21 protein-coding genes are annotated in these 23,341 nt (G+C 58.2%); 3 read left to right on the top strand and 18 right to left on the bottom strand.

What is annotated here, in order from left to right; all coding sequences use genetic code 11:
• Positions 1-40: 40 nt before the first annotated feature.
• The 7 genes from ACFQZG_RS08595 to leuB form a co-directional block, all read right to left on the bottom strand.
• Positions 41-1,540 carry a leucyl aminopeptidase gene (locus ACFQZG_RS08595; RefSeq protein ID WP_378151390.1) on the bottom strand — a complete coding sequence of 500 codons (1,500 nt, stop codon included), beginning with the start codon at positions 1,538-1,540 and terminating at the stop codon, positions 41-43.
• Between the two features lie 45 nt (positions 1,541-1,585).
• Positions 1,586-2,983 (bottom strand): ATP-binding protein, encoded by a 1,398-nt coding sequence (locus ACFQZG_RS08590; RefSeq protein ID WP_378151388.1) that lies wholly within the window; start codon positions 2,981-2,983, stop codon positions 1,586-1,588.
• Between the two features lie 125 nt (positions 2,984-3,108).
• Positions 3,109-4,476 carry an anti-sigma factor domain-containing protein gene (locus tag ACFQZG_RS08585; protein ID WP_378151386.1) on the bottom strand — a complete coding sequence of 456 codons (1,368 nt, stop codon included), beginning with the start codon at positions 4,474-4,476 and terminating at the stop codon, positions 3,109-3,111.
• Complete coding sequence (gene sigI / locus ACFQZG_RS08580) at positions 4,473-5,270, bottom strand: RNA polymerase sigma-I factor (protein ID WP_378151384.1); 798 nt, start codon at positions 5,268-5,270, stop codon at positions 4,473-4,475. The genes ACFQZG_RS08585 and sigI overlap by 4 nt, the downstream gene beginning before the upstream one ends.
• A gap of 152 nt (positions 5,271-5,422) precedes the next feature.
• On the bottom strand, positions 5,423-5,848 hold the full coding sequence (locus ACFQZG_RS08575) for a hypothetical protein (RefSeq protein WP_378151382.1): 426 nt from the start codon (positions 5,846-5,848) through the stop codon (positions 5,423-5,425).
• Positions 5,849-5,976: 128 nt separating this feature from the next.
• Positions 5,977-6,525: a peroxiredoxin gene (locus ACFQZG_RS08570; RefSeq protein WP_378151380.1), complete on the bottom strand. Its 549-nt coding sequence runs from the start codon at positions 6,523-6,525 to the stop codon at positions 5,977-5,979.
• A 143-nt stretch (positions 6,526-6,668) separates the two neighbouring features.
• On the bottom strand, positions 6,669-7,748 hold the full coding sequence (leuB, locus tag ACFQZG_RS08565; RefSeq protein WP_378151378.1) for a 3-isopropylmalate dehydrogenase: 1,080 nt from the start codon (positions 7,746-7,748) through the stop codon (positions 6,669-6,671).
• Positions 7,749-8,054: 306 nt separating this feature from the next.
• On the opposite strand from leuB, the gene ACFQZG_RS08560 reads away from it, so the two are divergent.
• Both ACFQZG_RS08560 and ACFQZG_RS08555 read left to right on the top strand, forming a co-directional pair.
• Positions 8,055-10,220 (top strand): right-handed parallel beta-helix repeat-containing protein, encoded by a 2,166-nt coding sequence (locus tag ACFQZG_RS08560; RefSeq protein ID WP_378151376.1) that lies wholly within the window; start codon positions 8,055-8,057, stop codon positions 10,218-10,220.
• A gap of 169 nt (positions 10,221-10,389) precedes the next feature.
• On the top strand, positions 10,390-11,247 hold the full coding sequence (locus tag ACFQZG_RS08555) for an AraC family transcriptional regulator (RefSeq protein WP_378151374.1): 858 nt from the start codon (positions 10,390-10,392) through the stop codon (positions 11,245-11,247).
• Between the two features lie 60 nt (positions 11,248-11,307).
• On the opposite strand, the gene ACFQZG_RS08550 is transcribed toward ACFQZG_RS08555, so the two are convergent.
• The 5 genes from ACFQZG_RS08550 to ilvB all read right to left on the bottom strand — a co-directional run bounded on the left by ACFQZG_RS08550 (position 11,308) and on the right by ilvB (position 17,560).
• The gene (locus ACFQZG_RS08550; protein WP_378151372.1) at positions 11,308-12,504 is read right to left on the bottom strand and encodes an aminotransferase-like domain-containing protein; all 1,197 of its coding nucleotides are present in this window, start codon (positions 12,502-12,504) and stop codon (positions 11,308-11,310) included.
• A 22-nt stretch (positions 12,505-12,526) separates the two neighbouring features.
• Entirely contained in the window at positions 12,527-14,077 is a 1,551-nt protein-coding gene (locus ACFQZG_RS08545) for a 2-isopropylmalate synthase (RefSeq protein ID WP_378151370.1), read from the bottom strand.
• A 113-nt stretch (positions 14,078-14,190) separates the two neighbouring features.
• Positions 14,191-15,183 (bottom strand): ketol-acid reductoisomerase, encoded by a 993-nt coding sequence (ilvC, locus tag ACFQZG_RS08540; protein ID WP_378151368.1) that lies wholly within the window; start codon positions 15,181-15,183, stop codon positions 14,191-14,193.
• Between the two features lie 149 nt (positions 15,184-15,332).
• Positions 15,333-15,818: an acetolactate synthase small subunit gene (gene ilvN, locus ACFQZG_RS08535; protein ID WP_378151366.1), complete on the bottom strand. Its 486-nt coding sequence runs from the start codon at positions 15,816-15,818 to the stop codon at positions 15,333-15,335.
• Positions 15,815-17,560 (bottom strand): biosynthetic-type acetolactate synthase large subunit, encoded by a 1,746-nt coding sequence (gene ilvB / locus ACFQZG_RS08530; RefSeq protein WP_378151364.1) that lies wholly within the window; start codon positions 17,558-17,560, stop codon positions 15,815-15,817. The genes ilvN and ilvB overlap by 4 nt, the downstream gene beginning before the upstream one ends.
• Before the next feature lie 523 nt (positions 17,561-18,083).
• Here ilvB and ACFQZG_RS08525 point away from each other — a divergent pair.
• Positions 18,084-18,551: a GNAT family N-acetyltransferase gene (locus ACFQZG_RS08525; protein ID WP_378151362.1), complete on the top strand. Its 468-nt coding sequence runs from the start codon at positions 18,084-18,086 to the stop codon at positions 18,549-18,551.
• 81 nt (positions 18,552-18,632) lie between these two features.
• On the opposite strand, the gene ACFQZG_RS08520 is transcribed toward ACFQZG_RS08525, so the two are convergent.
• From ACFQZG_RS08520 to ACFQZG_RS08495, 6 genes are all read right to left on the bottom strand, one after another.
• The gene (locus ACFQZG_RS08520) at positions 18,633-18,908 is read right to left on the bottom strand and encodes a hypothetical protein (RefSeq protein ID WP_378151361.1); all 276 of its coding nucleotides are present in this window, start codon (positions 18,906-18,908) and stop codon (positions 18,633-18,635) included.
• A 206-nt stretch (positions 18,909-19,114) separates the two neighbouring features.
• On the bottom strand, positions 19,115-19,474 hold the full coding sequence (rplT, locus tag ACFQZG_RS08515; RefSeq protein ID WP_378151359.1) for a 50S ribosomal protein L20: 360 nt from the start codon (positions 19,472-19,474) through the stop codon (positions 19,115-19,117).
• Positions 19,475-19,506: 32 nt separating this feature from the next.
• Entirely contained in the window at positions 19,507-19,707 is a 201-nt protein-coding gene (gene rpmI, locus ACFQZG_RS08510; RefSeq protein WP_378151357.1) for a 50S ribosomal protein L35, read from the bottom strand.
• Between the two features lie 16 nt (positions 19,708-19,723).
• Entirely contained in the window at positions 19,724-20,353 is a 630-nt protein-coding gene (infC, locus tag ACFQZG_RS08505) for a translation initiation factor IF-3 (protein WP_378151355.1), read from the bottom strand.
• A gap of 238 nt (positions 20,354-20,591) precedes the next feature.
• Positions 20,592-21,830, bottom strand: coding sequence for a glycosyltransferase family 2 protein (locus ACFQZG_RS08500; protein WP_378151353.1), 1,239 nt, complete (start codon positions 21,828-21,830; stop codon positions 20,592-20,594).
• 312 nt (positions 21,831-22,142) lie between these two features.
• Positions 22,143-23,297: a glycosyltransferase family 4 protein gene (locus ACFQZG_RS08495; RefSeq protein ID WP_378151351.1), complete on the bottom strand. Its 1,155-nt coding sequence runs from the start codon at positions 23,295-23,297 to the stop codon at positions 22,143-22,145.
• Between the last annotated feature and the right edge of the window lie 44 nt (positions 23,298-23,341).

Below are 23,341 nucleotides of genomic sequence, written 5' to 3'. Positions count from 1 at the left end.
GATGAACCGTGTGACCGATGCCGATCTCCCGCGAATAGCCTTAATCCGTCGTCGTTCGAATATATTCCGCCAGCGTCCGAACCATGACGCCGGTGCCGCCCTTGCTCTCGAAGCCGCGGTCCGACCACATCCACGCGGTGCCGCCGATGTCCAGGTGAACCCATGGCTTGCCCTCCGCGAAGTGACGCACGAACAGAGCACCGGCGATCGCGCCGGCCCAAGATCCGCCATGATTCTTCACGTCCGCGACGTCGCTCTTCAAGAGCGCATCGTACTCGGGATGAAGCGGCAGCTGCCAGACGTATTCCCCCGCCCGCTCGGAAGCTCCGATCAATTCGGCCAACAACGGCGCATCGTTCGTGAACGCGCCCGACGTCACGTCGCCCAGCGCGTGCATGACCGCGCCGGTCAGCGTCGCGACGTCGATCAGGCTCGTCGCGCCATGCCGGATGGCCGTCGTCAGCCCGTCGGCCAGCACGATCCGTCCTTCCGCGTCGGTATTCAGCACCTCGACCGTCTGACCGCCGTACATCGTCAGTACGTCACCGGGCTTGAAGGCGCTCCCCGACGGCATATTCTCCGCCGCGGGCACGACCATGACGACGTTGCGCTTCGGCTTAAGCTCACCGATCGCGCGCATGGCGCCGAGCACCGCCGCCGCGCCGCCCATGTCGGAGATCATCTCCTCCATGCCCGCGGGCTTCTTCAGGGAGATGCCGCCCGTATCGAACGTTACGCCTTTGCCGATCAACCCGAGCGTCCGCTCGCTTCCGGTATCGCCGTCATATCGAAGGACGATCATCCGCGGCGGATTCTCGCTGCCCTTACCGACGGCGAGCAAGCCGCCCATGCCTTCCCGCGCGGCTTCCTTCTCGTCGTATATGGTACACCCGAACCCGTACCGCTCCGCCAGCTCGCGCGCTTCGTGCGCCAGCAGCTCCGGCGTCAGCCGGTTGCCCGGCACGTTCGTCAGCTCCCGGGCATAGCAGACGGCATTCGCCGCATGATACCCTTGCCGCAAGCCCTCTTCCCAAGCTTGCGCGTCCGCGCCGTCCTCGAGCACGAAGGTCGCGCGGGCCAGCGCCGCTTGCTGTCGCCCTACGCTCGCCAAGCTGTCTCGCCGGTACATGCCCAGCAGCAGGCCTTCCATGAGCGCGGCCGCCGAAGAATCGGGCTGACCCGCGGGCACGGCGATGTCGGCGCTGCCCAGCCGAAGCTCCAACAGCTTGTTGCCGATCGCGCCGGCCGCGACGCGCAGTTCCTTGTCCGATATCGGGGCGCCGCCGCAGAAGGCGAATAGAACGTAAGGCTGCGGCAACTGACCTAACGTCGGCAGCTGGACCGTCTCCCCGGTCTTGCAAGCGATACTTCCGCGCCCGATTAAATCGCGAAAAGCACCGTCCAACGCCGCGGGGATCCGTTCATTCCCCAGCGGGTCGAGCGATGCGTCTACGAATACGATAAGCGCGTCGGCAACGCCTTCTTGCCGATTCGCGCTATTCGTCGTCAGCCATTTCAAATTCCAGTTCGTCCATAACATCCGTATGTTGACCACCTTGCGAGGAATCGACCGTATAACCCGATTCTACTCTTTCCCCTCGATGCAAGGCAAATAGATATAAAATTCCGTACCTTCGTTAACTTGGCTGTCGACGTGAATCATGCCGCCATGGTTCGTGACGATCCGGTAACTGACGGACAGTCCCAATCCGGTACCGGCTTCCTTCGTCGTGAAGAACGGATCGAACAGCCTTGCGAGCGTCGTTCTCTCCATGCCTTTGCCGTTGTCCCGAAACGAGATGACGGCGAATTTCCCTTCGCGCCGCGCGGAGACGTCGATGCGCCCTTTGCGTCCGTCGCCGACTTCCCCGATCGCATCCATCGCGTTCTTGATCAGATTCAGGAACACTTGCTTCACCTGCTTCACGTCGATGGCGATCATCAAGTACGGATCGAACACCTCGCATTGCAGCTCGCAGCCCTTCATATGCGCCTCGCTCTCCGAGAGGAGTATCGTCTCCTTCAGGAGAAGTCCGACGAGTACCGTCTGCTTCATCGGAGCCGAAGGCTTGGAGGAATTAAGAAATTCGTAGATGATGTCGTTCGCCCGGTCGATCTCGGAGATGATGATCCGACCGTATTCTTGCTTCCCGATATCCTTCAAGAACGGATGAAGCAGTTGGATGAATCCGCGAATCGAGGTCAGCGGGTTGCGGATCTCGTGGGCGATCGCCGCGGCGATCTTGCCCAGCATCGCGAGCTTGTCGTTCTGGAACGCCGCTTGCTCGATCTGCTTGTATTCGGATACGTCCTTCACGCTGACGAGGTAGTCGCCGTCGAGCTCGTCGATCTGCGAGATCGTTACGAGCAGGAACCGTCCGCTCGCGTCTTGGAACTCCCCTTGGAACCTCCGGTATAGAATCATCTCGCGATACATGCGGACGAAGTTTTTGCGGATCGGCTTCTGGATATGCGAATGGAAAAAAAGCTGGTACAACGTGCACCCGATCAACGTTCGGCGCGGAGCCTGCAGCATGCGCGACATCGGGACGTTCAAGAAGCGCAGGTTGCCCGCGTTGTCGAACAAGGCGACGCCGCTGTCCATGTGCTGCAATACCGTCTCGAACTTGTTCGGACGCTCATCTTCGATTGGAACCGCATTCAACGCCTTCGCCAGCAATAGCCTTTCCGCGTTGCCGTCAGGCAGCGGATCCTCGCTCGCGGCGGCGCTCTCGGGTAGACGAAGCGCGATAAGGAGCTCGGTGATAAACAAAAGAGACCGATGAACGAACGTCATTCGGTCTTCTGGATCGGCATAAGATAGCAGAAATTTAACGCTCTCTTCGTGGTGGTCCATAATGACATCCGAAGGGATATCCTTCAATGCCAGTCTAAGATTATCCAGGTCGGCGCGAACGACGTCCCCGCCATTGCGGACGAATTCGGCAAGAATCGGCAAATAGAGTGTTCTCCACCTATCCATGCGTACGATCCTCCCTCGGGGCAGCAGCTATGTCCATTGACAAAAATCACATTAATCATAGACATTGTTTAGCAAAACTGTCAACGGGAGATGTTGTCGAGTCGTGGTGGGTTCTGTCGACGCCGTTAATCGTCCCGGCCGCCTCTCGAGCCGCCGTTGCGGCCGTTACCGTCATCGCGCCCATTGCCGCCGCGATCTTCGCTGCGCTTGCCTCCGCGATCTTCGTTCCGGCGTTCGTCGTCCGGCCGGTCATCCCGGCCGCCCTTGCCGCCGTTATCGCGAATGACGACATTCGCGGACTTGTCGTCGTCGCCGCGTTTGTCGTCGTTATCGCGTTTATCGTCGTCGCCGCGCTTGTCGTCGTCGCGCTTGTCGTCATTGCCGCGCTTGTCGTCGTCGCCGCGTTTGTCGTCATTGCCTCGCTTGTCGCCGTCATCGCGTTTGTCGTCATTGCCGCGTTTGCCGTCGTTGCCGCGCTTGTCGTCGTCATCGCGTTTGCCGTCGTTGCCGCGCTTGTCGTCGTCATCGCGTTTGCCGTCATTGTTATTCTTGCCGCCGCCATTATCATTCTTGCCCGGCGTCTTAATGCCTGCGGTCGCCGACGGCGAAGGCGCGCTTGCAGGCTCCTTCGAAGGCTTCGAAGCCGCTTGCTGCAGCTTCTTCTTCGCCTTCGCTTCGTCGAGCAGCGCCTTCCATTGCGCCTTGGCGGCGTCGCGATCCTCGGCGGACTTGTCGTTGCCGAGCACCTTCTTCACGTCGCCTTCCCATTCCGAAGCGATCTTCTTGAGCGATTGCTTCTTCAGCGTATCGAGCGGCACCTCGTGGCCTTGGCTCTCGGCCGCCAGCCAGAATGCCATCTTGCCGGAGGAGACGCCCTGTTCGTTCGCGGCGTTCCGCACTTCCTTCGGCACCGATACCGTCGTCACGTCCAGAGATGCATCCGCTTGAGCGCCGTCGGTCTTCGCCGCCGCGTTGAGGATCGCCTTGATCTTCTCGGACACCGTTATTTCCCAATCCGTCTCGACGGCCTTCAGCGGCACGCTGGCGATGACGATCTCGCTCTCGGCCGGCACGAGCAGATGCGTCCGTATCAGGTTGTCGGCGAGCGCCTGCATGACCGGTTCCAGCTCGCGTCCCTTATACTTCACGCCGGCGATGATCGCGTCGGCGTCCGCGTTGACCGCGCGCAGCTCCCGTACCTTCATGTTCGCATCGAGGCCGATCTCGACGCTCGGATTCACGTCCATCGTCACGTAAGCGACGACTTCCGGAGGCCGGAGGAGCCAGAAGCCCGCAAGGATGAGGAGCAGCGCCGCAGCGCCCGCGCTCGCTTGCATCCATCGCCTCATCGCGAAGGCGGTTCGCTTCAGATGATAAGTAATTTCCGCGCCCAACTCGAATTCGGGCTTCCTCGGCACGCGAACGAATTCGCCGCCCGGCGTAAGCACGATCGCGGATTTATTTTCCAGCGCCATTATCGTTCCCTGGCTCATGGCGTCCCCTCTTTCCCCCGGCGATCCAAGCCGATGTAATGCTGCAAATACGGATAGGCGCCGCTCGCGATGAGCGATACCGCGATCACGTATTTGCGATGGCGTTCCGCCGTCTTGCGAGACACGGATTCCGCCAAACACAGTTCCTTCACGGGCAATTGCCGCTTCTCCTTCAAGAACCGAACGAGCTTCTCGTCCCTCGACAACGCCGTACCGAGCCGAAGCAACGTTTCCCTCGAATCCTGATGGCTCGGAGACAGGCGCACGAGATCCGCGAACGTGATGCCGAACGACGACAGCTCGTCCGTCAACGCTTCGATTTCCAGCTTGCGCTCGTCCGCGGATCGGGATCGCTCGTAAGCTTCCATCGCCTGGCTCACTTCGATCCGGTTCGTCGGCGTTTCGCCCGACTCGTCTTCGAAAGCGCTATAAGGAAGCACGCCGCTATGGCGGCTTTCTTGTCTGGCGTAGTCGATCAGGCGCCGTTTAATGACCGTTTCCGCGAAGCCCAAAAAGAGCCTGCCGTTTCTGGAGTCGAATCCGGTGATCGCCTCGTCGAAAGCGGATAGCGCGATGCTGAACGCGTCGTCCCGCTGCGGATCGATGTACCTGCGGTAAAAACGGCTCGTGATTTTAATGATGTATGGATGGTAGCGAACGATCAGTTCGTTGCGTAACGCCTCGTCTCCTTCGCGGATCCGTTGCACGATTTCCTCGGGCGTCGGTTCGTCCGATGGAACGCGGGCGGCGTTGCCCGATACGTTCAGCCATTTTTTCCAAAGTACGAGCAGCACTAGCTCACCCCACGTTAATAACAATTCGTACGCCGTCTTTCTTTTCGGGGGGTACCCCGTATCAATTAAACAAAAAAGAGCCGCCATGAAACAGATGAACTCTGCTCCATGCGCAGCCCTAATCCGATGTTGCGTCGTAATGCCGGCATGCCCTACAGCGCGCCGCCGGGCGTCCGCTTCAGCCGCAGCTTGTGCCGCCGCTGGCTCAGCACGATAAGCCGCTTCTTCAACTGCTGCGTCCATTCGCCGTCGCCGAGTTCCTTCGAGAACGACAGCAGGTCGAGCGACATGTCGATCTGATTCTGCACGACGACCATCGGATCCTCGTCCTCGTTGTTGACGCAGTTCTCGTTAAGCGCTTTGTCGGATTCGTCGACGTAATCGTGAAAGTCGACTTCGGAGGCGCCGTCCCCGTGCGCGTACTCTGCCAATATTTCGTATTCGTTCTCTACCAGATAGTGGACCTCGGTCCGAAAGCAGACCGGGCATAACAGGATCGGAACGTTATGGATTCTCGTCCGATAGTGGGTCATCGTCCCCTTCGTCCCGATCATACTCGCTCCGCAGCAGAAGCTCATCGCCCTCACCCCCGAATACCGAACCTGATTTCTTCACTATATTCTATACCGTATCGCGCGATTCCTGCCGCCAATAAAACAAACTCCCCGGAAGAAATTCTTCCAGGGAGCATGCGCGTCGTTTCGACTTATTTCGCGACGAGGTGCTTGTCGCCGGCTTTCCAGTTCATCGGGCACAAGCCTCCGGATTGCAGGGCTTGCAGCACGCGGAGCGTCTCTTCGACGCTGCGGCCGATGTCGTTGTGGTTAACGACTTGATATTTCAATTCGCCTTCCGGGCTGATGATGAACAGGCCGCGAAGCGCGATGCCTTCTTCTTCGATCAATACGCCGTAGTCGCGAGCGACTTGCTTCGTAAGGTCTGCCGCGAGCGGGAAGTTCAACTGGCCGAGACCGTTGTCGTTGCGAGCCGTGTTGATCCACGCGCGGTGGCTATGCTTGCTGTCTACGCTGACGCCGAGCACTTCCGTGTTCAGACCCGCGAATACGTCGGACGCGTCGGACAGGGCCGTGATTTCCGTCGGACATACGAACGTGAAGTCCAATGGATAGAAGAACAATACCAACCATTTACCGCGGTAATCGGACAAAGAAGCCGTTCCGAATTCTTGACCGTTGCCAAGTGCCGTCTCCATGCTGAAATCCGGCGCAGGGCGACCTACCAAACGTTCTGCCATGTGAATTTCCTCCTATCGGTCCGGCTTGTCCGCCGGTACTCTCTGTATCGTGTTGAACACGAATAGAATCGTACCATTAGCGGACAAGCCTAGTCAAGATGATAAACGTTCCTTTTTTATAATTACTCTAATTAAGTGACGAATTAGCGAACCATTGCGTTCACGATCAGATCGCCCATCGCGGTCGTGCCGATCGCGGCGCTCTTATCGACGGCGATATCGCCCGTGCGATGGCCTGCGTCCAGTACTTCCTTCACCGCGCGCTCGATCACGTCGGCCGCTTCCTCGAAGCCGAGCGTCAGACGGAACATGAGGGCTACGGACAGAATGGTGGCGATCGGGTTCGCGATGCCTTGGCCGGCGATGTCCGGTGCGGAGCCGTGAACCGGCTCGTACAGGCCGTAGCTGCCTTCGCCCATCGAAGCGGACGACAGCATGCCGATCGATCCCGTCAGCATCGCCGCTTCGTCGCTCAGGATGTCGCCGAACATGTTCTCGGTTACGATAACGTCGAAGCTGGACGGACGGCGCAGCAATTGCATCGCGCAGTTGTCGACGAGCACGTGCTCGACTTGAACGTCCGGATATTCCGGAGCGATGCGGTTGACCGTCTCGCGCCACAGGCGGGACGTCTCGAGCACGTTCGCTTTGTCTACGGAAGCCAGCTGCTTGCGGCGCTTCTGCGCGACTTCGAACGCTTGGCGGACGATGCGCTCGATCTCGCCGACGTTATAGACGCAAGTGTCGACCGCTTCTTCGCCGTTCGCGCCGTCGCGGCGGAACTTCTCGCCGAAGTAGATGCCGCCGGTCAGCTCGCGCACGACGATGAGGTCGGTGCCTTCCAGCACTTCCGGCTTCAACGTCGAAGCGTCCTTCAAGCAGTCGAATACGACGGCGGGACGCAGGTTCGAGAACAGGCCGAGCGCTTTGCGAATGCCGAGCAAGCCGGTTTCCGGACGCAGTTCTTTCGGATTGTTATCCCACTTCGGTCCGCCTACGGCTCCGAGCAACACGGCGTCGGCTCTGCGGCACATCTCGAGCGTGTCTTGCGGAAGCGGCGTGCCGCGTTCGTCGATCGCGATACCGCCGAACAGGCCGTGTTCGAATTCGAACTGGTAGCCGAACAGCTCTTCCGTGCGTTTCATGACTTTGATCGCTTCCCCGACGACTTCCGGACCGATGCCGTCACCGGCGATAACGGCGATTTTCTTCACTTGCGACATAGTTATCTTCACTCCAATATAGGGTATGGTCGTTCATTGAGACTATTTATCAATTGTAGTACATTCCGGGCAAGAGGCAAAATAGATAATAACTATGGTTTCTATAGGCTATGGCTATCGACGATCCAACGAATATCGCAAGATTTCAATAAGATACGACATAACTTCAATATACCGCTCATGCTAATCTAGCGTTGCACCTAATCCAAGAGGGTGAGTTAATTCGAGCCCGACGAAGAATTTATTTATCGAGGGTGAGTTAATTCGAGCCCGACGAAGAATTTATTTATCGAGGAGGAATGAATCGTGAGAACAAGGATCATCCGCTTGATCATCATGGCCCTGCTCATCAGCTTAGCCGTACCGGTCGCCTCTGTCAACGCGACAAACGTTAACTCTTGCGTTCTGCCGGTGCCCGCCGTATCTCCCCCGCTCCAAGCATGCGTACTATCGTTCCCATCCGGGTCGACCGACATCTACGTGGATATGAACAACTTGACGCTCCCGTCCGGCATCACCCAGAGCACTCTCGATCGGCTGTATATTCCCGAGGGGGTCTACACGAAGATTTCGCTCGTTAATCTGCCGCAGCGCACGAGCGCCAGACCGCTCGTCATCACGAACTACGGCGGCCAAGTCAAAGTCTCTTCTACGGCCGGAGATCAAGGCATCATCGCGTCCGGCGGCAAACACTGGGTGCTGACCGGCAAGTACGACACCGGCGCGAAGACGGGCCACTCCGGATATGTCGGTCACTCGAACGGAGCATACGCCGACTCCTCCGGCACTTATGGCATCGAAGTCAACAAAGTCGGCGACTCCGGCATCAAGGTCAGCAACGCCACTAACTTCGAATTGTCCCACATTGAGGTTGCGAACGTCGGATTCGCCGGCCTGCTCATCAAGACGGACGGCCAGCCGAACGCGACGATGGACGGCGTGAAGATTCACGATATGTACATCCACGACTCGGAATCGGAAGGCGTTTATATCGGCAATACGAGCAAAACCCCGAATAGCCAGCACAAGTTCACGAACCTTGAATTTTACAATAACCGAATCGTTCGTTCGGGCACGGAAGGGCTCCAGCTCTCCCATATGGGCAACGGCACGAAGGTGCATAACAACGTCGTCTTCCTGAGCGCGATCAGTTGGAAGAACCCTTTCCAGAACTGGCAGGACGGCAGCTTCCAGTTGTACGTCCGCGACGGGAACGTCGAAGTATACGACAATCTCTTCATCGGCGGCGGCCAGAAGCTGTTCGACGTCCAATTCATGGCCAGCACGGCGGAGCAACCGGCGGCGGGAGAGCTCTACATGCACGACAACTACTTCTCCCATAGCCGCGGCTTCTTCTCCTACGTATTCAACGACTCGACTAATTACGGCTCCGGCATCCGCTTCGAGAACAATACGATTCGCGAAATCAACTTCCATTATACCGAGGTCAATTCCGGGTACGCGAACCCGAACGCCCTCGTCCGGACTTCGCCGAACACGACGAATCCGGCTCAATACAATAACAACTCGTGGAGCGGTCCGCAAGGCTTCATCGACGTGCTGAACACGACGAACAAGGCGAACGGCACGTCCAGCAACGTTACAGCTAGCGGCAATCAGAAGCAGACTTCGATCGCTCCGGTCGCGTTCATGGACACGACGTTCCCCGTGAGCTTCGACTGGTCGCTCATCGAATACTGGCACCCGGCTTCGAAGTATCCGGGAATCACGATCACCTATAACGTCGGAGATTATGTGGTCTACAACGGCAAGATATTCCGCTGCGTCACCACGCATACCGGTTCGACGGGCAGCACGCCAGGCGCTTCCAGCAAGTGGGTCGAGGAGGATTGGCCGACCGACGATCTGCGCCTAACCGCGACGTCGCCATTCCAAGGACTCGGACTGAACGATGCCGGCGGTACGCCCGAGGAGCCGGAAGAGCCTGAAGAACCGAACAACCCCGGTACGCTGCAGCTGATTGTGCCGACGGCGGCCGGCCCCGCAGGCTCGAACTGGTTCCCGTTGCAGAACGCTTTCGAAGGCACCGTCGCCTATAACCCGACGACAGGCGCGCTGTCCGGCGGATCCGGCGGCGAATTCGCCCCTTACTATCAAGACCGATACGGCTATATCGACTTCGGTCCGAATTGGGCGGACGTGCGCATCTCTCAGACATGGACCAAATACCGCGCCAGCAGTACGGGCAACATGACGCCATACGATACCTTGTGGTGGGACGACGACAAGAACGACACGACGAGCGCGAGCGAGCTGCTCGAGACCCGGATCAATTTCAATACCAAACAAGGTCTGTCGTCGAACATGACGACCGAGCCTTGGTACGCCGATACGGCGGACATGACGGCCGTTCCGGTAACGCCGAAAGCCCGCTACCTGATCCTGCACTCTCCGTCCAACATGAACTCGCGAGCGCTCGAATATGCGATCGTCGGTTGGATCGACGACTAAGCGGCTCCTTTAACGATAAGCCCGAGCGGTCCTCTGCGGACCGCTCGGGCTTATTCTCTCGTTATCGACAACAATGGGCAATCCGCATCAGGACGGTCGCATCTTTCAACAGGTTCTGATTCGTCTTATGATTGTATACAATAGAAACTGTTGAGAGGAGCGGTCATTCATGAACAAGCTCATTCGCATCCAGTTTCACGAAAACCTCTACTTCTACGATTACCGGCACGACCTGAAAAGATATTCGACGTTCCACGCGCACGAGGGCATCGAAATTCTATACGTGCACAGCGGCGTCGGAGAGCTTATTCTCAATCATCGGACGTATCCGCTTGCGCCTGGCTGCCTGGTGCTGCTTCAGCCTTATCAACTGCACAATATCAGCATCGCCATCGACGCCGATCAACCTTATATCCGTACCGTATGCATGTTCAACCCGTTGCCGGTCGACGATCACCTGAAGTCGTTCCCCATGGCCCGCGCCTTCTTCCAACGGCTATGGAAAGGCTCGTTGTCGGAACCCGTTATCCGAATCCCCTCCTCCGATCCGCTCATCGCCAAATTCGCCGAATTCCACGATACTTTGCAGCTAAGCGAACGCGCACATCGCAAAGAGCATTTCATTCTGTTCATCATGGCCGTCATGCAGTCCTTGCGACTGTTCGTCGAATACAACGATAAAACTCATCAGAACGATCCGCGGAAGTTTACCCATACCGAACGAATCATGGAATGGATCGAGCGGCATTTCAAGCGCCAAGTCAGCCTCGACTTAATGGCCGAGCAACTCCATCTATCCCCCTTCTATCTCTCGCACCTATTCAAAGAGACGACCGGCAAGTCGATTACCGACTATATCATCGCCAGACGGATCGATGAAGCATTCAAGCTGCTTAGCTCGACTTCCTTATCGATGAAGGAGATCGCCGACCGGATCGGTGTTCGAAACGCGACTTACTTCTGCCAGTTCTTCAAGAAGCATACCGGATTGACGCCCGGCCAATACCGCAACTCTTATCCGGAATAACGAAGAGACCTGCCGGTATGCGGCAGGTCTCTTCGCTTATTCGCGCATGCTTATATACGATTATTTCACCAGCACGCTATTCATCGCTTGCGACAGCCGCTCCATCCCTCTCACGGTGCCTTCTGCATCGTTATGGGTGAAGTTGAGGCGCATGAAGTTGAACTTCGATTCCTCGGCCAAGAACGACACGCCCGGCACGAACGCTACTCCGAGGTCGACGGCCGTCTTCAGCAGCTCGGTCGTGTTGACCGATTCCGGCGTTGACAGCCAGAAGAACATGCCGCCCTTCGGCTCGTTCCACGTAACGCCCGGCCATGCTTGCTCCTGCAGCAAGTCTGCCATCTGGCGCATCCGCTTCTCGTACTCCTTGCGAACGAACTCGATATGGCCGGCGAGATCGTAATGCTCCATGAGCTGGTGCAGCGTCTGCTGGTCGAGCGAGCTCGAGTGCAGATCGGCCGCTTGCTTGGCACGAGCCATATGGCGGATAATCTCAGGATCGCCCATGACCCAGCCGGTACGCAGCGCCGGAGCGACCGTCTTCGAGAACGTGCTCGTGTAGACGACGCAAGAACCGTTCGGATGGTTATCGAGCGAGAACAGCGACGGATACGTCACGGACGCGTCGCCGAACTTCAGCTCGCCGTACGGATCGTCTTCGAGAATGAGCGTATCGCTCTCGCGACACAGCTTCAGCACGCCGAGACGGCGCTCGAGGCTCCACGCGTTGCCCGTCGGGTTGGAGAACGTCGGAATGACGTAGACCATCTTCGGCCGATGCTGCTTCAGCTTCGCCTCCAGATCGTCCGGCAGCATGCCGTCCTTGTCCGTGTCGACCGATACGAGCTTGGCGCCGTAGGACCGGAACACTTGCAGCGCGGATAAGTACGTCGGACGCTCGACGAGAATGACGTCGCCCGGATCGATGTAGATGCGCGTCAGCAGGTCGATCGCCTGCTGCGAGCCGGTCGTGATGAGCATGTCGTCCGGCGTCACCTTGACGCCCTTCTTCTCCACCCACTTGCAGATCGACTCGCGCAGCGGCAAGTAGCCTTCGGTCAAGCCGTATTGCAGCGCCTTATTGCCCGCCGCGAGCACCCGCTGGAACGCATCGCCGATGGCCGCTACGGGGAAATGCTCTTCCGCCGGCAATCCGCCCGCGAACGAGATAATCGATTTCTTCTGCGTCAGCTTCAGGATCTCGCGAACGGCCGATGAGGAGAACGTGCTCAATCTAGCGGAAAATTGATACTTCATCGATGCTTCCCCATTTCGAGTGTTAGATCAGCGTGACGTTGTCGCGACGGCTCCGGGTCGGCGCGTTGCGCTTATCGAGCAGGCGGTTCAAGGCGTCGACGTACGCGCGCGCGCTCGCTTCGAGAATGTCCGTGCTCACGCCGCGGCCGTGCGCGGAGGATTCGCCTTGCTTCAGCACGACGTGCACTTCGCCCAGGGCGTCGGTACCGTCGGTTACGGATTTGATCGTATAATCGTCGAGCTCGACGGCTTCGCCCGTGAGCGCGTCGATCGCTTGATAGATCGCGTCGACGGATCCGTTCCCTTCGGAACGCTTCTCGACGACCCCGCCGGCCGTCTTCAGCTTGACCGTCGCGGAAGGCGTCGCATGGCTGTCGAACGAGACGACGAGCTGCTGCAACGAGAACACTTCCGGCGTCTCGATGATCTTCTCCTCGAGCAGGGCGCGGATATCTTCGTCGCTCACGTTCTTCTTCCGGTCGGCGAGATCCTTGAACTTGCCGAACGCGGCGTTCAACTGCTCTTCCGACAAGTTGTCGTAGCCGAGGTCGACGAGCTTCTCGCGGAACGCGTGGCGTCCGGAGTGCTTGCCGAGCACGAGCTTGCTATCCTTGAGACCGATCGTGTCCGGAGAGATGATCTCGTACGTCGTCTTCTCTTTAAGCATGCCGTCTTGGTGAATGCCCGATTCATGCGCGAACGCGTTCGCGCCGACGATCGCCTTGTTGCCCGGAACGACCATGCCGGTCAGCTTGCTGACGAGGCGGCTCGTTCTGGCGATCTCCTTCAATTGAAGCGTCGTCTTCGCTTGGAAGAACTCCGCTCTCGTCTCGAGCGTCAGGGCGACTTCTTCGATCGCCGTGTTGCCAGCGCGTTCGCCGATGCCGTTGATCGTGCCTTCGATCTGGTCCGCGCCGTTCAGAATCGCGGCCAGTGCGTTCGCCGTCGCCATGCCGAGATCGTCGTGGCAGTGCGCGGACAGCTGGATCTTCTCGATGCCCGGCACTTGTTCCTTAAGCGTCTTGAAGATATTGCCGTATTCATACGGGGTCAAGTAACCGACCGTGTCCGGAATGTTCACGACGGTAGCGCCCGCCCGGATCGCCATCTCCGTCACTTCGACCAAGAAGTCCAGCTCCGTGCGTCCGGCGTCTTCGGGCGAAAACTCGATCTTGTCGAAATATTGCTTGGCGTAACGGATCATCTTGTCCGCCGTCTCTAGCACCTGCTCCTTCTCCATCCGCAGCTTGTGCTTGCGGTGGATCGGGGACGTCGCGAGGAATAGATGAATGCCGGGATCCTTAGCCGCCTTCACCGCTTCGCGCACGGCATCGATATCTTGCGTCCGCGAACGGGCAAGGCCGATGACGGTGGCGTTCTTCACCGCGCGCGCGACCGCGTCAACCGCGGCCAAGTCGCCGGGAGATGCGGCCGGGAAGCCGGCTTCGATCCGATCGACGCCGAGACGTTCGAGTTGAAGGGCGATTTCGACTTTCTCTTGCGTGTTCAGGTTAACGCCCGGGGATTGCTCTCCGTCGCGCAACGTCGTGTCAAAAATGTATATTTTCCGCATGGCAGGTGATCCTGCACCTCCTGAAGCGAATCTGACTTCGTTAATCCGATTATAACATTAAAGCCGCCGCCCTCAAGGACGGCGACGGCCATAATTTCAAGCATGAATTTGAATTACTTCTTGATCCAATGCATCATGCCGCGGAGCTGAGCGCCTACGACTTCGATCGGATGCTCGGCTTCGTTGCGGCGGGTAGCCGTCAGGAACGCGCGTCCGGATTGGTTCTCGAGGATGAAGTCGCGAGCGAATTTGCCTTGTTGGATGTCGGACAGGACCGCTTTCATCGCTTTCTTCGTCTCGTCGGTTACGACGCGAGGACCGGTAACGTAGTCGCCGTACTCCGCCGTGTTGGAGATCGAAGAACGCATGGAAGCCAGGCCGCCTTCGTACATCATGTCGACGATCAACTTCAGCTCGTGCAAGCACTCGAAGTAAGCCATTTCCGGAGCGTAGCCGGCTTCCACGAGCGTCTCGAAGCCTGCTTTAACGAGAGCGGTAGCGCCGCCGCAAAGCACGGCTTGTTCGCCGAACAAGTCGGTTTCTGTTTCTTCGCGGAACGAAGTCTCGATAACTCCCGCGCGGGTACAGCCGATGCCTTTCGCGTAAGCCATGCCGATCTCGAACGCGTTGCCCGTGCCGTTCTGGTGGATCGCGATCAGTCCCGGAACGCCGAAGCCTTCCGTGTACGTACGGCGAACCATGTGGCCAGGGGACTTCGGAGCGACGAGGAGCACGTCCGCGTCTGCCGGAGCGACGATTTGGCCGAAGTGGATGTTGAAGCCGTGGGAGAACATGAGCGCGGCGCCTTTTTTGAGGTTAGGCTCGATTTCGTTCTTATAGACGCTAGCTTGCGTCTCGTCGGGCATCAGAATTTGAACGACGTCCGCTTTGCGCGTCGCGTCGGCTACGGACAATACTTCGAAGCCGTCGTTGCGTGCCGCGTCGGCGGATTTGCCTTGGCGAAGGCCGATGATGACGTTGAGGCCGCTGTCGCGCAGGTTTTGCGCTTGCGCATGGCCCTGGGAGCCGTAACCGATAATCGCTACCGTCTTGCCTTTAAGAACGCCGAGGTCTGCATCTTTCTCATGAAACAACTTAACTGCCATTGGATTGTGTTCCTCCTTCGGATATGTGCGCGTGTATTTCTATACGACCCTCGAAGCGGGCGTTCCAAGGGAGAGAGTCGAGGCTATCCCCTCGAACCCCCGCTTCGGGCGGGCCTTTAACGAACGGTAAGATAAGGCGCTACGGCGGATTAACGTCCGCCGCGGGACATCGCGGTCACGCCGGTACGGGACAGCTCGCGAATGCCGTACGGCTTAAGCAGCTCGATCATCGCGTCGATCTTCTCCGTATCGCCGACGACTTGCACGATCAGGCTGTTCGGACCGATATCGACGACCGCCGCGCGGAACGTCTCGACGATGCCGAGAATTTCCGGACGGGCGGTCGGCTCCGCTCCGACCTTGATCAAGCCGAGCTCGCGGCCGACCATCGGATTCGAGCTGACGTCGATGACCTTGATGACGTCGATAAGCTTGTACAATTGTTTCTGGATTTGCTCCAGCGTATGATCGTCGCCGGTAGTGACGACGACCATACGGGACAATCCGGCTTCCTCGGAAGCGCCGACGGTGATGCTCTCAATGTTGAAGCCGCGGCGGCCGAACAGGCCGGAGACCCGTTGCAGCACGCCTGGCTGGTCGTTTACGAGAATGGCGATCGTGTGTTTGCGGTTCATTCGGAATCCCCCATCAGCATCTCTCCGATCGTCGAGCCTTGCGTAACCATCGGGAAGACGTTCTCATGCTTGCGGACGACGAACTCGACGACCGCAGGACCTGGATGTTTCAATGCTTCTACCCATGCGGCGCGCGCTTCTTCCTTGTTCGACGCGCGGAACGCCTTGACGCCGTATGCTTCCGAGAGCTTCACGAAATCCGGGCTGCCGGCCAGGTCGATATGGCTATAGCGGTTGTCGTAGATGATCTCCTGCCATTGGCGGACCATTCCCAACACTTGGTTGTTGATAATCGCGACTTTGACCGGTATATTGTTGATCGCGCAAATCGCCAGCTCTTGGGCGCACATCTGCATGCCGCCGTCGCCGTTGATCGAGACGACCGTCCGGTCCGGGTTGCCCATCTGGGCGCCGATCGCGGAAGGGAAGCCGAAGCCCATCGTGCCGAGTCCGCCGGACGTTACCCAAGAGCGCGGTTTATTGAACGGATAATATTGAGCCGCCCACATCTGATGCTGGCCGACGTCCGTCGTCACGATGGCGTCGCCCTTCGTCGTCTCGTGAATCATCGAGACGACCCATTGCGGCTTCAACTCGACTTCGGAATCTTTGTACTTGTTCGGCTTGGAAATCTTCCAGGCGCCGACTTGCGCGCGCCATGCGTCCGCTTTGTCGGCGCGTTTCGCGCCGGCGTTCGCCAGTTGGAGCGCCGCCTTCACGTCCGCGACGATCGGAATTTCCGTCGGCACGTTCTTGCCGATCTCGGCCGGGTCGATGTCGATGTGGACGACTTTCGCCTTCGGCGCGAAGCCTTGCAGCTTCATCGTCACGCGGTCGTCGAACCGGGCGCCGATGTTGATCAGCAGGTCCGCGTTCTGGATCGCGTTGTTCGCCGTATACGTGCCGTGCATGCCCGGCATGCCCATATGAAGTTCGTGTCCGCTCGGGAATCCTCCGAGTCCGAGCAACGTGGTCGTCGTCGGAATGCCCGTCTTCGTAACGAATTCGTACAACTCCTCGTGCGCCCCGGAGTAGATGACGCCGCCGCCCGCCAAGATGACCGGACGCTCCGCTTGCTCGATCGCCTTGAGCATCTTGTCGACCTGCTGCTTGTTCGGTTGAACCGTCGGATTGTAGCCGCGCAGGTTCGTTTGGCTCACCGTCTGGAACACCGTCTTCTGCGCCGATACGTCCTTAGGGATATCGATCAATACCGGACCTTTGCGGCCGGTGTTCGCGATATGGAACGCCTCGTGGATGATGCGGGGAAGGTCCGCCGCGTCTTGGACGAGATAACTGTGCTTGGTGATCGGCATCGTGATGCCGACGATATCCGCCTCTTGGAAAGCGTCCGAGCCGATGAAGCTCTTCGCGACGTTGCCCGTGATGACGACGAGAGGGACGGAGTCCATGTACGCCGTGGCGATGCCCGTGACGAGATTCGTCGCCCCCGGTCCGGAAGTCGCGATGCAGACGCCGACCTTGCCGGTCGAACGAGCGTATCCGTCCGCCGCGTGGATCGCGCCCTGCTCATGCCGGGTGAGCAAATGCTGGAAATCCGTGAAGCCGTGCATGGCGTCGTAGATGTACAGAACCGCTCCGCCCGGATAACCGAAGACGCATTCCGCGCCCTCCAACAACAAGCTGCGAAGCAGGATTTCGGAACCCGTAATGACTTCTTCCTTGCTCCATTTCGCGATCAATTCTTCCTTGGATTTCAGCGTAGCACTTTGTGCGCTCATCCATTATTCCTCCCTTCGAAGTGTGAACGGCTTAGGATGCCTAATCACGATAAAAAAGCCCTCCATCCCGACGCCAACAATGGCTGTCTTGGGACGAAAGACTTGTAGCTTCCGCGGTACCACCCGAGTTTGCCGCACGCCTCGCGGCGACGACCTTCGAAAGTACGATACATCCTCGCACGCGGCTCGGCTTATCATACTTGGCGCAATAACGAGCGCTACTCCGATTCACCCTACTGCGCCAAAGGCGGTTCAGGAGAACAGCTCCGAGGAGACTTCGCATTCAGGGATTAAGGTATCGGTCTCAGCAATTCCGATACTCTCTGAGCATAAGAGCCCTAACGCTTTTTCCTCTTCACGGCTGTTACATGTTCAATTTATTAAATCCAATTATATGCCGCCGAGAGGCATTCGTCAATAAGCAAGTTCGCATAGTCGCCGTTGCCATCCGCCGGACTTCCTCATACGCTATATAACCGGCATGATATGACGCGTTGCGCTAAGCGCGTAAGGAGGCGCTTCAATGATCCGATGGAGGCAACAAGGGGACGACCGCGGCATCGTGGAGCTCGTGCGGACGCAGCTCGTGCCGATCTCGCCATGGCAGCATCCCCGCGACGGACGGCTGCGCGGCGAGGTCCAGAGACGGCTGCGCAGAGGGCCGACGCTCGTGGCCGCCCGTACGCGGAGAAGCGCGCCGTTCGCCTTCGTCCATATGGAAATCCGCGGCGAGGTCTTGTTCGTCGACCTGCTCGCCGTCGATACCAGGCATCAGAATCGGCAGTGGGGTACCGAGCTGATGCGGCGAGCCGAACTGTACGGGCGCCGCAGAGGTTGTAGAATCTCCCATCTGTTCGTGGACGAGGGCAACGCGCGCGGAGTCAAGTTCTATGAGCGGATCGGCTACCGGATCGCATCGCATATCGAAGCGCTTAAGGCGTTCCACATGCGCAAGCCGCTCGTGCGCGAGCCGCTGGATTCGTTGCTCTGAATCGACGAAAAAACGTACTTGCGGGGCATCTCGGCCCATTCGCAAGTACGTTTTTGACATCAAAGCACGCCGAAAGCTATGTTACCACCAACCGCCGAATCCGCCACCGAATCCGCCTCCGAAGCCTCCGCCGAACCCGCCTCCGAACGGAACCGTGCCGATGGCCAGCAAGTCGAACAAGACGAGCGGAAGAATAAACGCCTTCGTACGTACCGACTTGCCCTTCGGCATTTCGAGCATCAACTTGTTGCCCGAGATCCGGACCAGCTTGCCCGACACGACCGAGCCGTCTTTGCGAACCGCGTAAACGTTGCGACCGACTAACTTTTGCGCTTGCGCGCGCGTCACACGCGACATCTCCGAACTCCTCCTCCCTTGTCGCATCCGGGGAAGCGACCGGAGCAGCAAGATCGGCCGCCCCCCCGTTATCCTATAGCGTATGGGAAGGGAACAAGCTTGGCTTGTACCTCTGTCCCCTTAGGACAAAATGAGGGCTGCCCGCGAATCAGGCGCGCGCAAAAAAACAAGCCCCGGTCGCCCGGAGCTTGTCTGACGCGCGAAAACTACGCGTTGATTTTGGATTTAGCGGCCCCTGCGAGCGAGTTGAACGCGCCGATGTCGTTGACCGCGAGGTCAGCGAGCATTTTGCGGTTCACTTCGATGCCGGCCAGCTTCAGACCGTGCATCAATTTGCTGTAGGACAAGCCGTTCTGACGAGCAGCCGCGTTAATACGCACGATCCACAGTTTGCGGAAGTTGCGTTTCGTCTGACGACGGTCGCGGTATGCGTACATCAGGGACTTCATTACCTGTTCTTTAGCTTTCTTGAACAGGCGGTGCTTGGCGCCCCAGTAACCTTTAGCCAGTTTCAACATTCTATTGCGACGGCGGCGCGTGACGAATCCGCCTTTGACTCTTGCCATGATTCATTACCTCCCGGAAGTCTTATTGACGATTATTTCAGGTTTGCGAGTTGTTGTTGCATACGGCGAACGTCGCCTTGAGCCATGATCGGCTGGTTCGAAAGAACGCGTTTCGCGCGTCCCGATTTGTGGGACAGCAAGTGGTTTTTGTACGCTTTATGACGCTTTACTTTACCGGTACCGGTAATTTTGAAGCGGTCTTTCAAGCTGCTGTGCGTTTTCATCTTAGGCATGGATTGTATCCTCCTGTCAGTGGCTTTTCGGAGCCAAAATCATAATCATGCTGCGGCCTTCCAGCTTCGGCAAGCGTTCTACGACGCAAATATCGGTAACTTCGTTCGCTACGCGTTCCAAAATCTTCTGACCGAGCTTGGCATGCGTGATTTCACGACCGCGGAACCGCACGGAACATTTCACCTTGTCGCCTTCGTTCAAAAATTTCACTACGTTGCGAAATTTCGTCTGATAGTCGTGCTCTTCGATGTTCGCACGAAACCAAACTTCTTTGAGGTCGACGATTTTCTGATTCTTCCGGGCTTCTTTTTCCTTCTTCTGCTGCTCGTAACGGAATTTGCCGTAGTCCATGATGCGGCATACAGGCGGTTTCGCCTGCGGCGCTACGTTTACCAGGTCAAGATTCGCGTCAATTGCCATCTGCATCGCTTCGCGGAATGGTTTAATTCCGATTTGCTCGCCTTCTGCGCCGACCAGCCGAACTTCTTTCGCCCGGATTTCCTCGTTGATTTGATGATCCTTGCTAATCGTGTTCCACCTCCATAGTGAAAGTGCATCCCTCAAGGTTAGACTTACTTCCCATAAGGTTGGCCTTGCTTCGCCTCGCTCGAATGCAAAAAAAATACGAGTCGCATTGACCCGCATCCTAGTCCTACGTATACGGGCCGCGGAAACGTGAAGCTTCCTGCGATCTCCGTCTTCGTGGCTACGCATACCCGTCAGCGATGCCGATCAGGTGAGAAGCGGGCGCTTCTGCTTGTGCGTGCTGAATATAACCTTGCCAATCAGACACTCGAATACTATATCACGCGGCTGAGCCGATGTCAACGCCCAACGATCGAAGCATCCCCCGGAGCAAATCCGGGGGAGCGATCGCCTCCGCTTACATTTGCTTGCCTTGCACTTCTTCCAGACGAATGACGCGCGTATGCTTCGTGTGGCTCCACGTCTTGTTGTTCTGCGTGAAGAACGCGTACAGCGCGATCGGCCACCAGGACAGGAAGAAGATCGGGAACGTCAGCAGCCGGACGTACATGCGCCAATTAACCTTCTCCATGAGCATGGCGATCGGACATTGCAGGTAGCCGTACAGCACAATCGTAAGCGACAGGCCGAGCGGCATCTCCGCGTAGATCGAGGTCAGGTGCGGATCGCCAGGCAGCATGACGTCGAACCAGAGCGTCATCGTCATCAGGAATCCGATCAAGTAGATGAACGCGTTGAAAATATAAAGCGCGGCGTCGATCTTCACGATGCTGCGTTCCTTGATGCCTTGCCAGAGCAGCGGCATCATGTAGCGGCGGGAGACGTCGAAGTGACCTTGCATCCAACGCAGCCGTTGGCGGGCGGACGCCCGGAACGTAATCGGCTTCTCGTCGTAGACGCGCGCGTCGTAGTTGAATTTCGGATAGATGTTCCGCTGGATGCAGCGGACGGTGAACTCGAGGTCTTCGACCAAGCTCGTCGCGCCCCAGCCCATTTCCTTCAGAAGCTTCGTGTCGAAGCACATGCCCGTGCCGCCGAGGAAGTTCGACAGCTTCAGGTTGTACCGCGGAAGCTGCCACAGCCGGTTGCAGAACCAGTACGTGATGCCGTTGGCCGCGCTGATCCAGGAATCGTGCGGGTTCTTCGTATCCAGATAGCCTTGCACGACCTTATAGCCGTTGTTGAGATCTTCGTTCATGTAGTGCAGGAAGTCGGTGGCGACGAGATTGTCCGCATCGAACATGACGATGCCGTCGTATTGCTTCGGATGCTTCCACAGCTCCTTGAGCATCCACTCGATGGCGAAGCCTTTGCCCCGCTGATTCGGATTCGTCCGCTCGCAAGCGTATACGCCCGGATAGCCGCGGACGACGTTCGCGGTTCCGTCCGTACAGTTGTCGCAGATCACGAAGACGTCGAACAGCTCGCGCGGATAATCCATCTTGAGCAGGTTCTCGATCAACGCCCCTACGACGGCCTCTTCGTTATGCGCCGCGACGAGCAACGCGAACGACTTCGTCGGCTTGTGCGTCATCCGTTCCTTCTTCCGGTACCATCCGAAGAACGACAGAATGATTTGATACACGCCGATAGCGGCGGCCAGTGCTTGCACGGCCATCAGAAAGCTGTTGAACATATTCAGTTGTACCCCCTAGACCCCTATTTTTCTTTGTCCCTTTTCTTGTCTGTTCTCTCTCTAACGCTTCTCTAAGTTGCGCGCCTTCGTCAGGGCGGCGAAGACATAGCCTTGATTTTCATCGTTTTTCAAGCTTTTGTCAAAAGGGGTTTCCTACCGTATTCGCCTCCATCGGACCGTCTGACGGACTCTCGTCGGCATGAACGCCCCGTCGGTTCCGATTGCTGGCCGCCAGGGCGGATTGCACCCGATTCCGACCGTTTTGTAGCCGAGGACCTACGGATTCGAGCGCGGTGTCGAATGAAGACTTTCTCACTTCGCGATCGGTCTCGGTTCCGATACGCCGGCGATGCTCCGGTACAAATGGCCGAACACGCCGTCCCACGACCGGGTCCGCGCGTCGTTCAGTCCGGCCCCGGCCAGCCTTGCCCGGAAAGCCGGCTCCGCGCGCAGTTGCGCCAGCTTCGCGGCGAACGCGCCGGCGTCTCCCGGCGGGCACAGCAAGCCGTTATAGCCGTCGCGAATCGTGTCCGGAACGGCTCCCCCGTTCGCGCCGATGACCGGCAAACCGCATGCCATCGCTTCGAGAGCGACGTTGCCGAACGTCTCCGTCGCCGAAGGGAACAGCATCGCGTCCGACGCGGCCATCCATAAATGCAGCTTGCTCTGCGGCAACGGACCGAGGAACCGGTACCGCAGATTCCGCTTCGCGGCCAACGCCTTCAAGTCGTTCATACCGGGACCGTCGCCCGCGATAACGAGCTCCGCGTCCGCGCCGGTATCCGCCGCGAACTTCGTAACCGCTTCCACCGCGACTTCCGGCTGCTTCTCCGGCGCGATGCGGCCGGCATAGAGAACGACGTACCGACCGTTCGGGATGCCTTCGGCTGCGAGGAAGGCTTCGCGGTCGACGTTCGGATGGAACAGCTGCGTGTCGATACCGCGGCTCCAGATCTCGAGCGGCCCCCATCCCGCCGCGCGGCAGTCCTCCAGCACCGACTTCGAAGGCACGTAGATTCTCCGGCAAGGCTTGTGAAACCAATGCAAATATCTCCATAGAAGCTTGCCCAACCATTGCAAATTGTAAAACGGCAAATACTGAACGAAGTGCGTGTGATGGGAAGCGACGAGCGGAATGCCGTGCTTCAGCGCGAGCGCTCTGCCCGCCAGCCCCGTGCCGAACGGCGTCGCCACGTGAACGACGGTCGGCTTGAACTCGAGCAGCTTGCGCTCCGCCTCGGGAGAACGCGGCAGCGCCATCCTGCATTCCGGATACAGGAAGAAGGGCAGGCTCATGAGCCGTTCGGCGACTTGCCCCGCCGTCTTGTCCTTCGGCCGCGAAGGCGCGAACACCATGCATTCGATTCCGTTCTTTCTTAGATAGGCGATCCACCGCTCCAGCGTCTTCGCCACGCCGTTGATCTCCGGCATGTAGGTATCCGTAAACAATGCGATTCGCATGCTCATGACGGACAACTCCTCTATCCGTTTTCTTCTTAGCGTACCGTACG

This window comes from Cohnella sp. GCM10027633, from assembly GCF_042675445.1.
In the GTDB taxonomy this organism is placed as follows: Bacteria; Bacillota; Bacilli; order Paenibacillales; family Paenibacillaceae; genus Cohnella.
The sequence above is the reverse complement of the archived record's forward strand: the minus strand, read 5'-3'. Positions and strand labels throughout refer to the sequence as shown.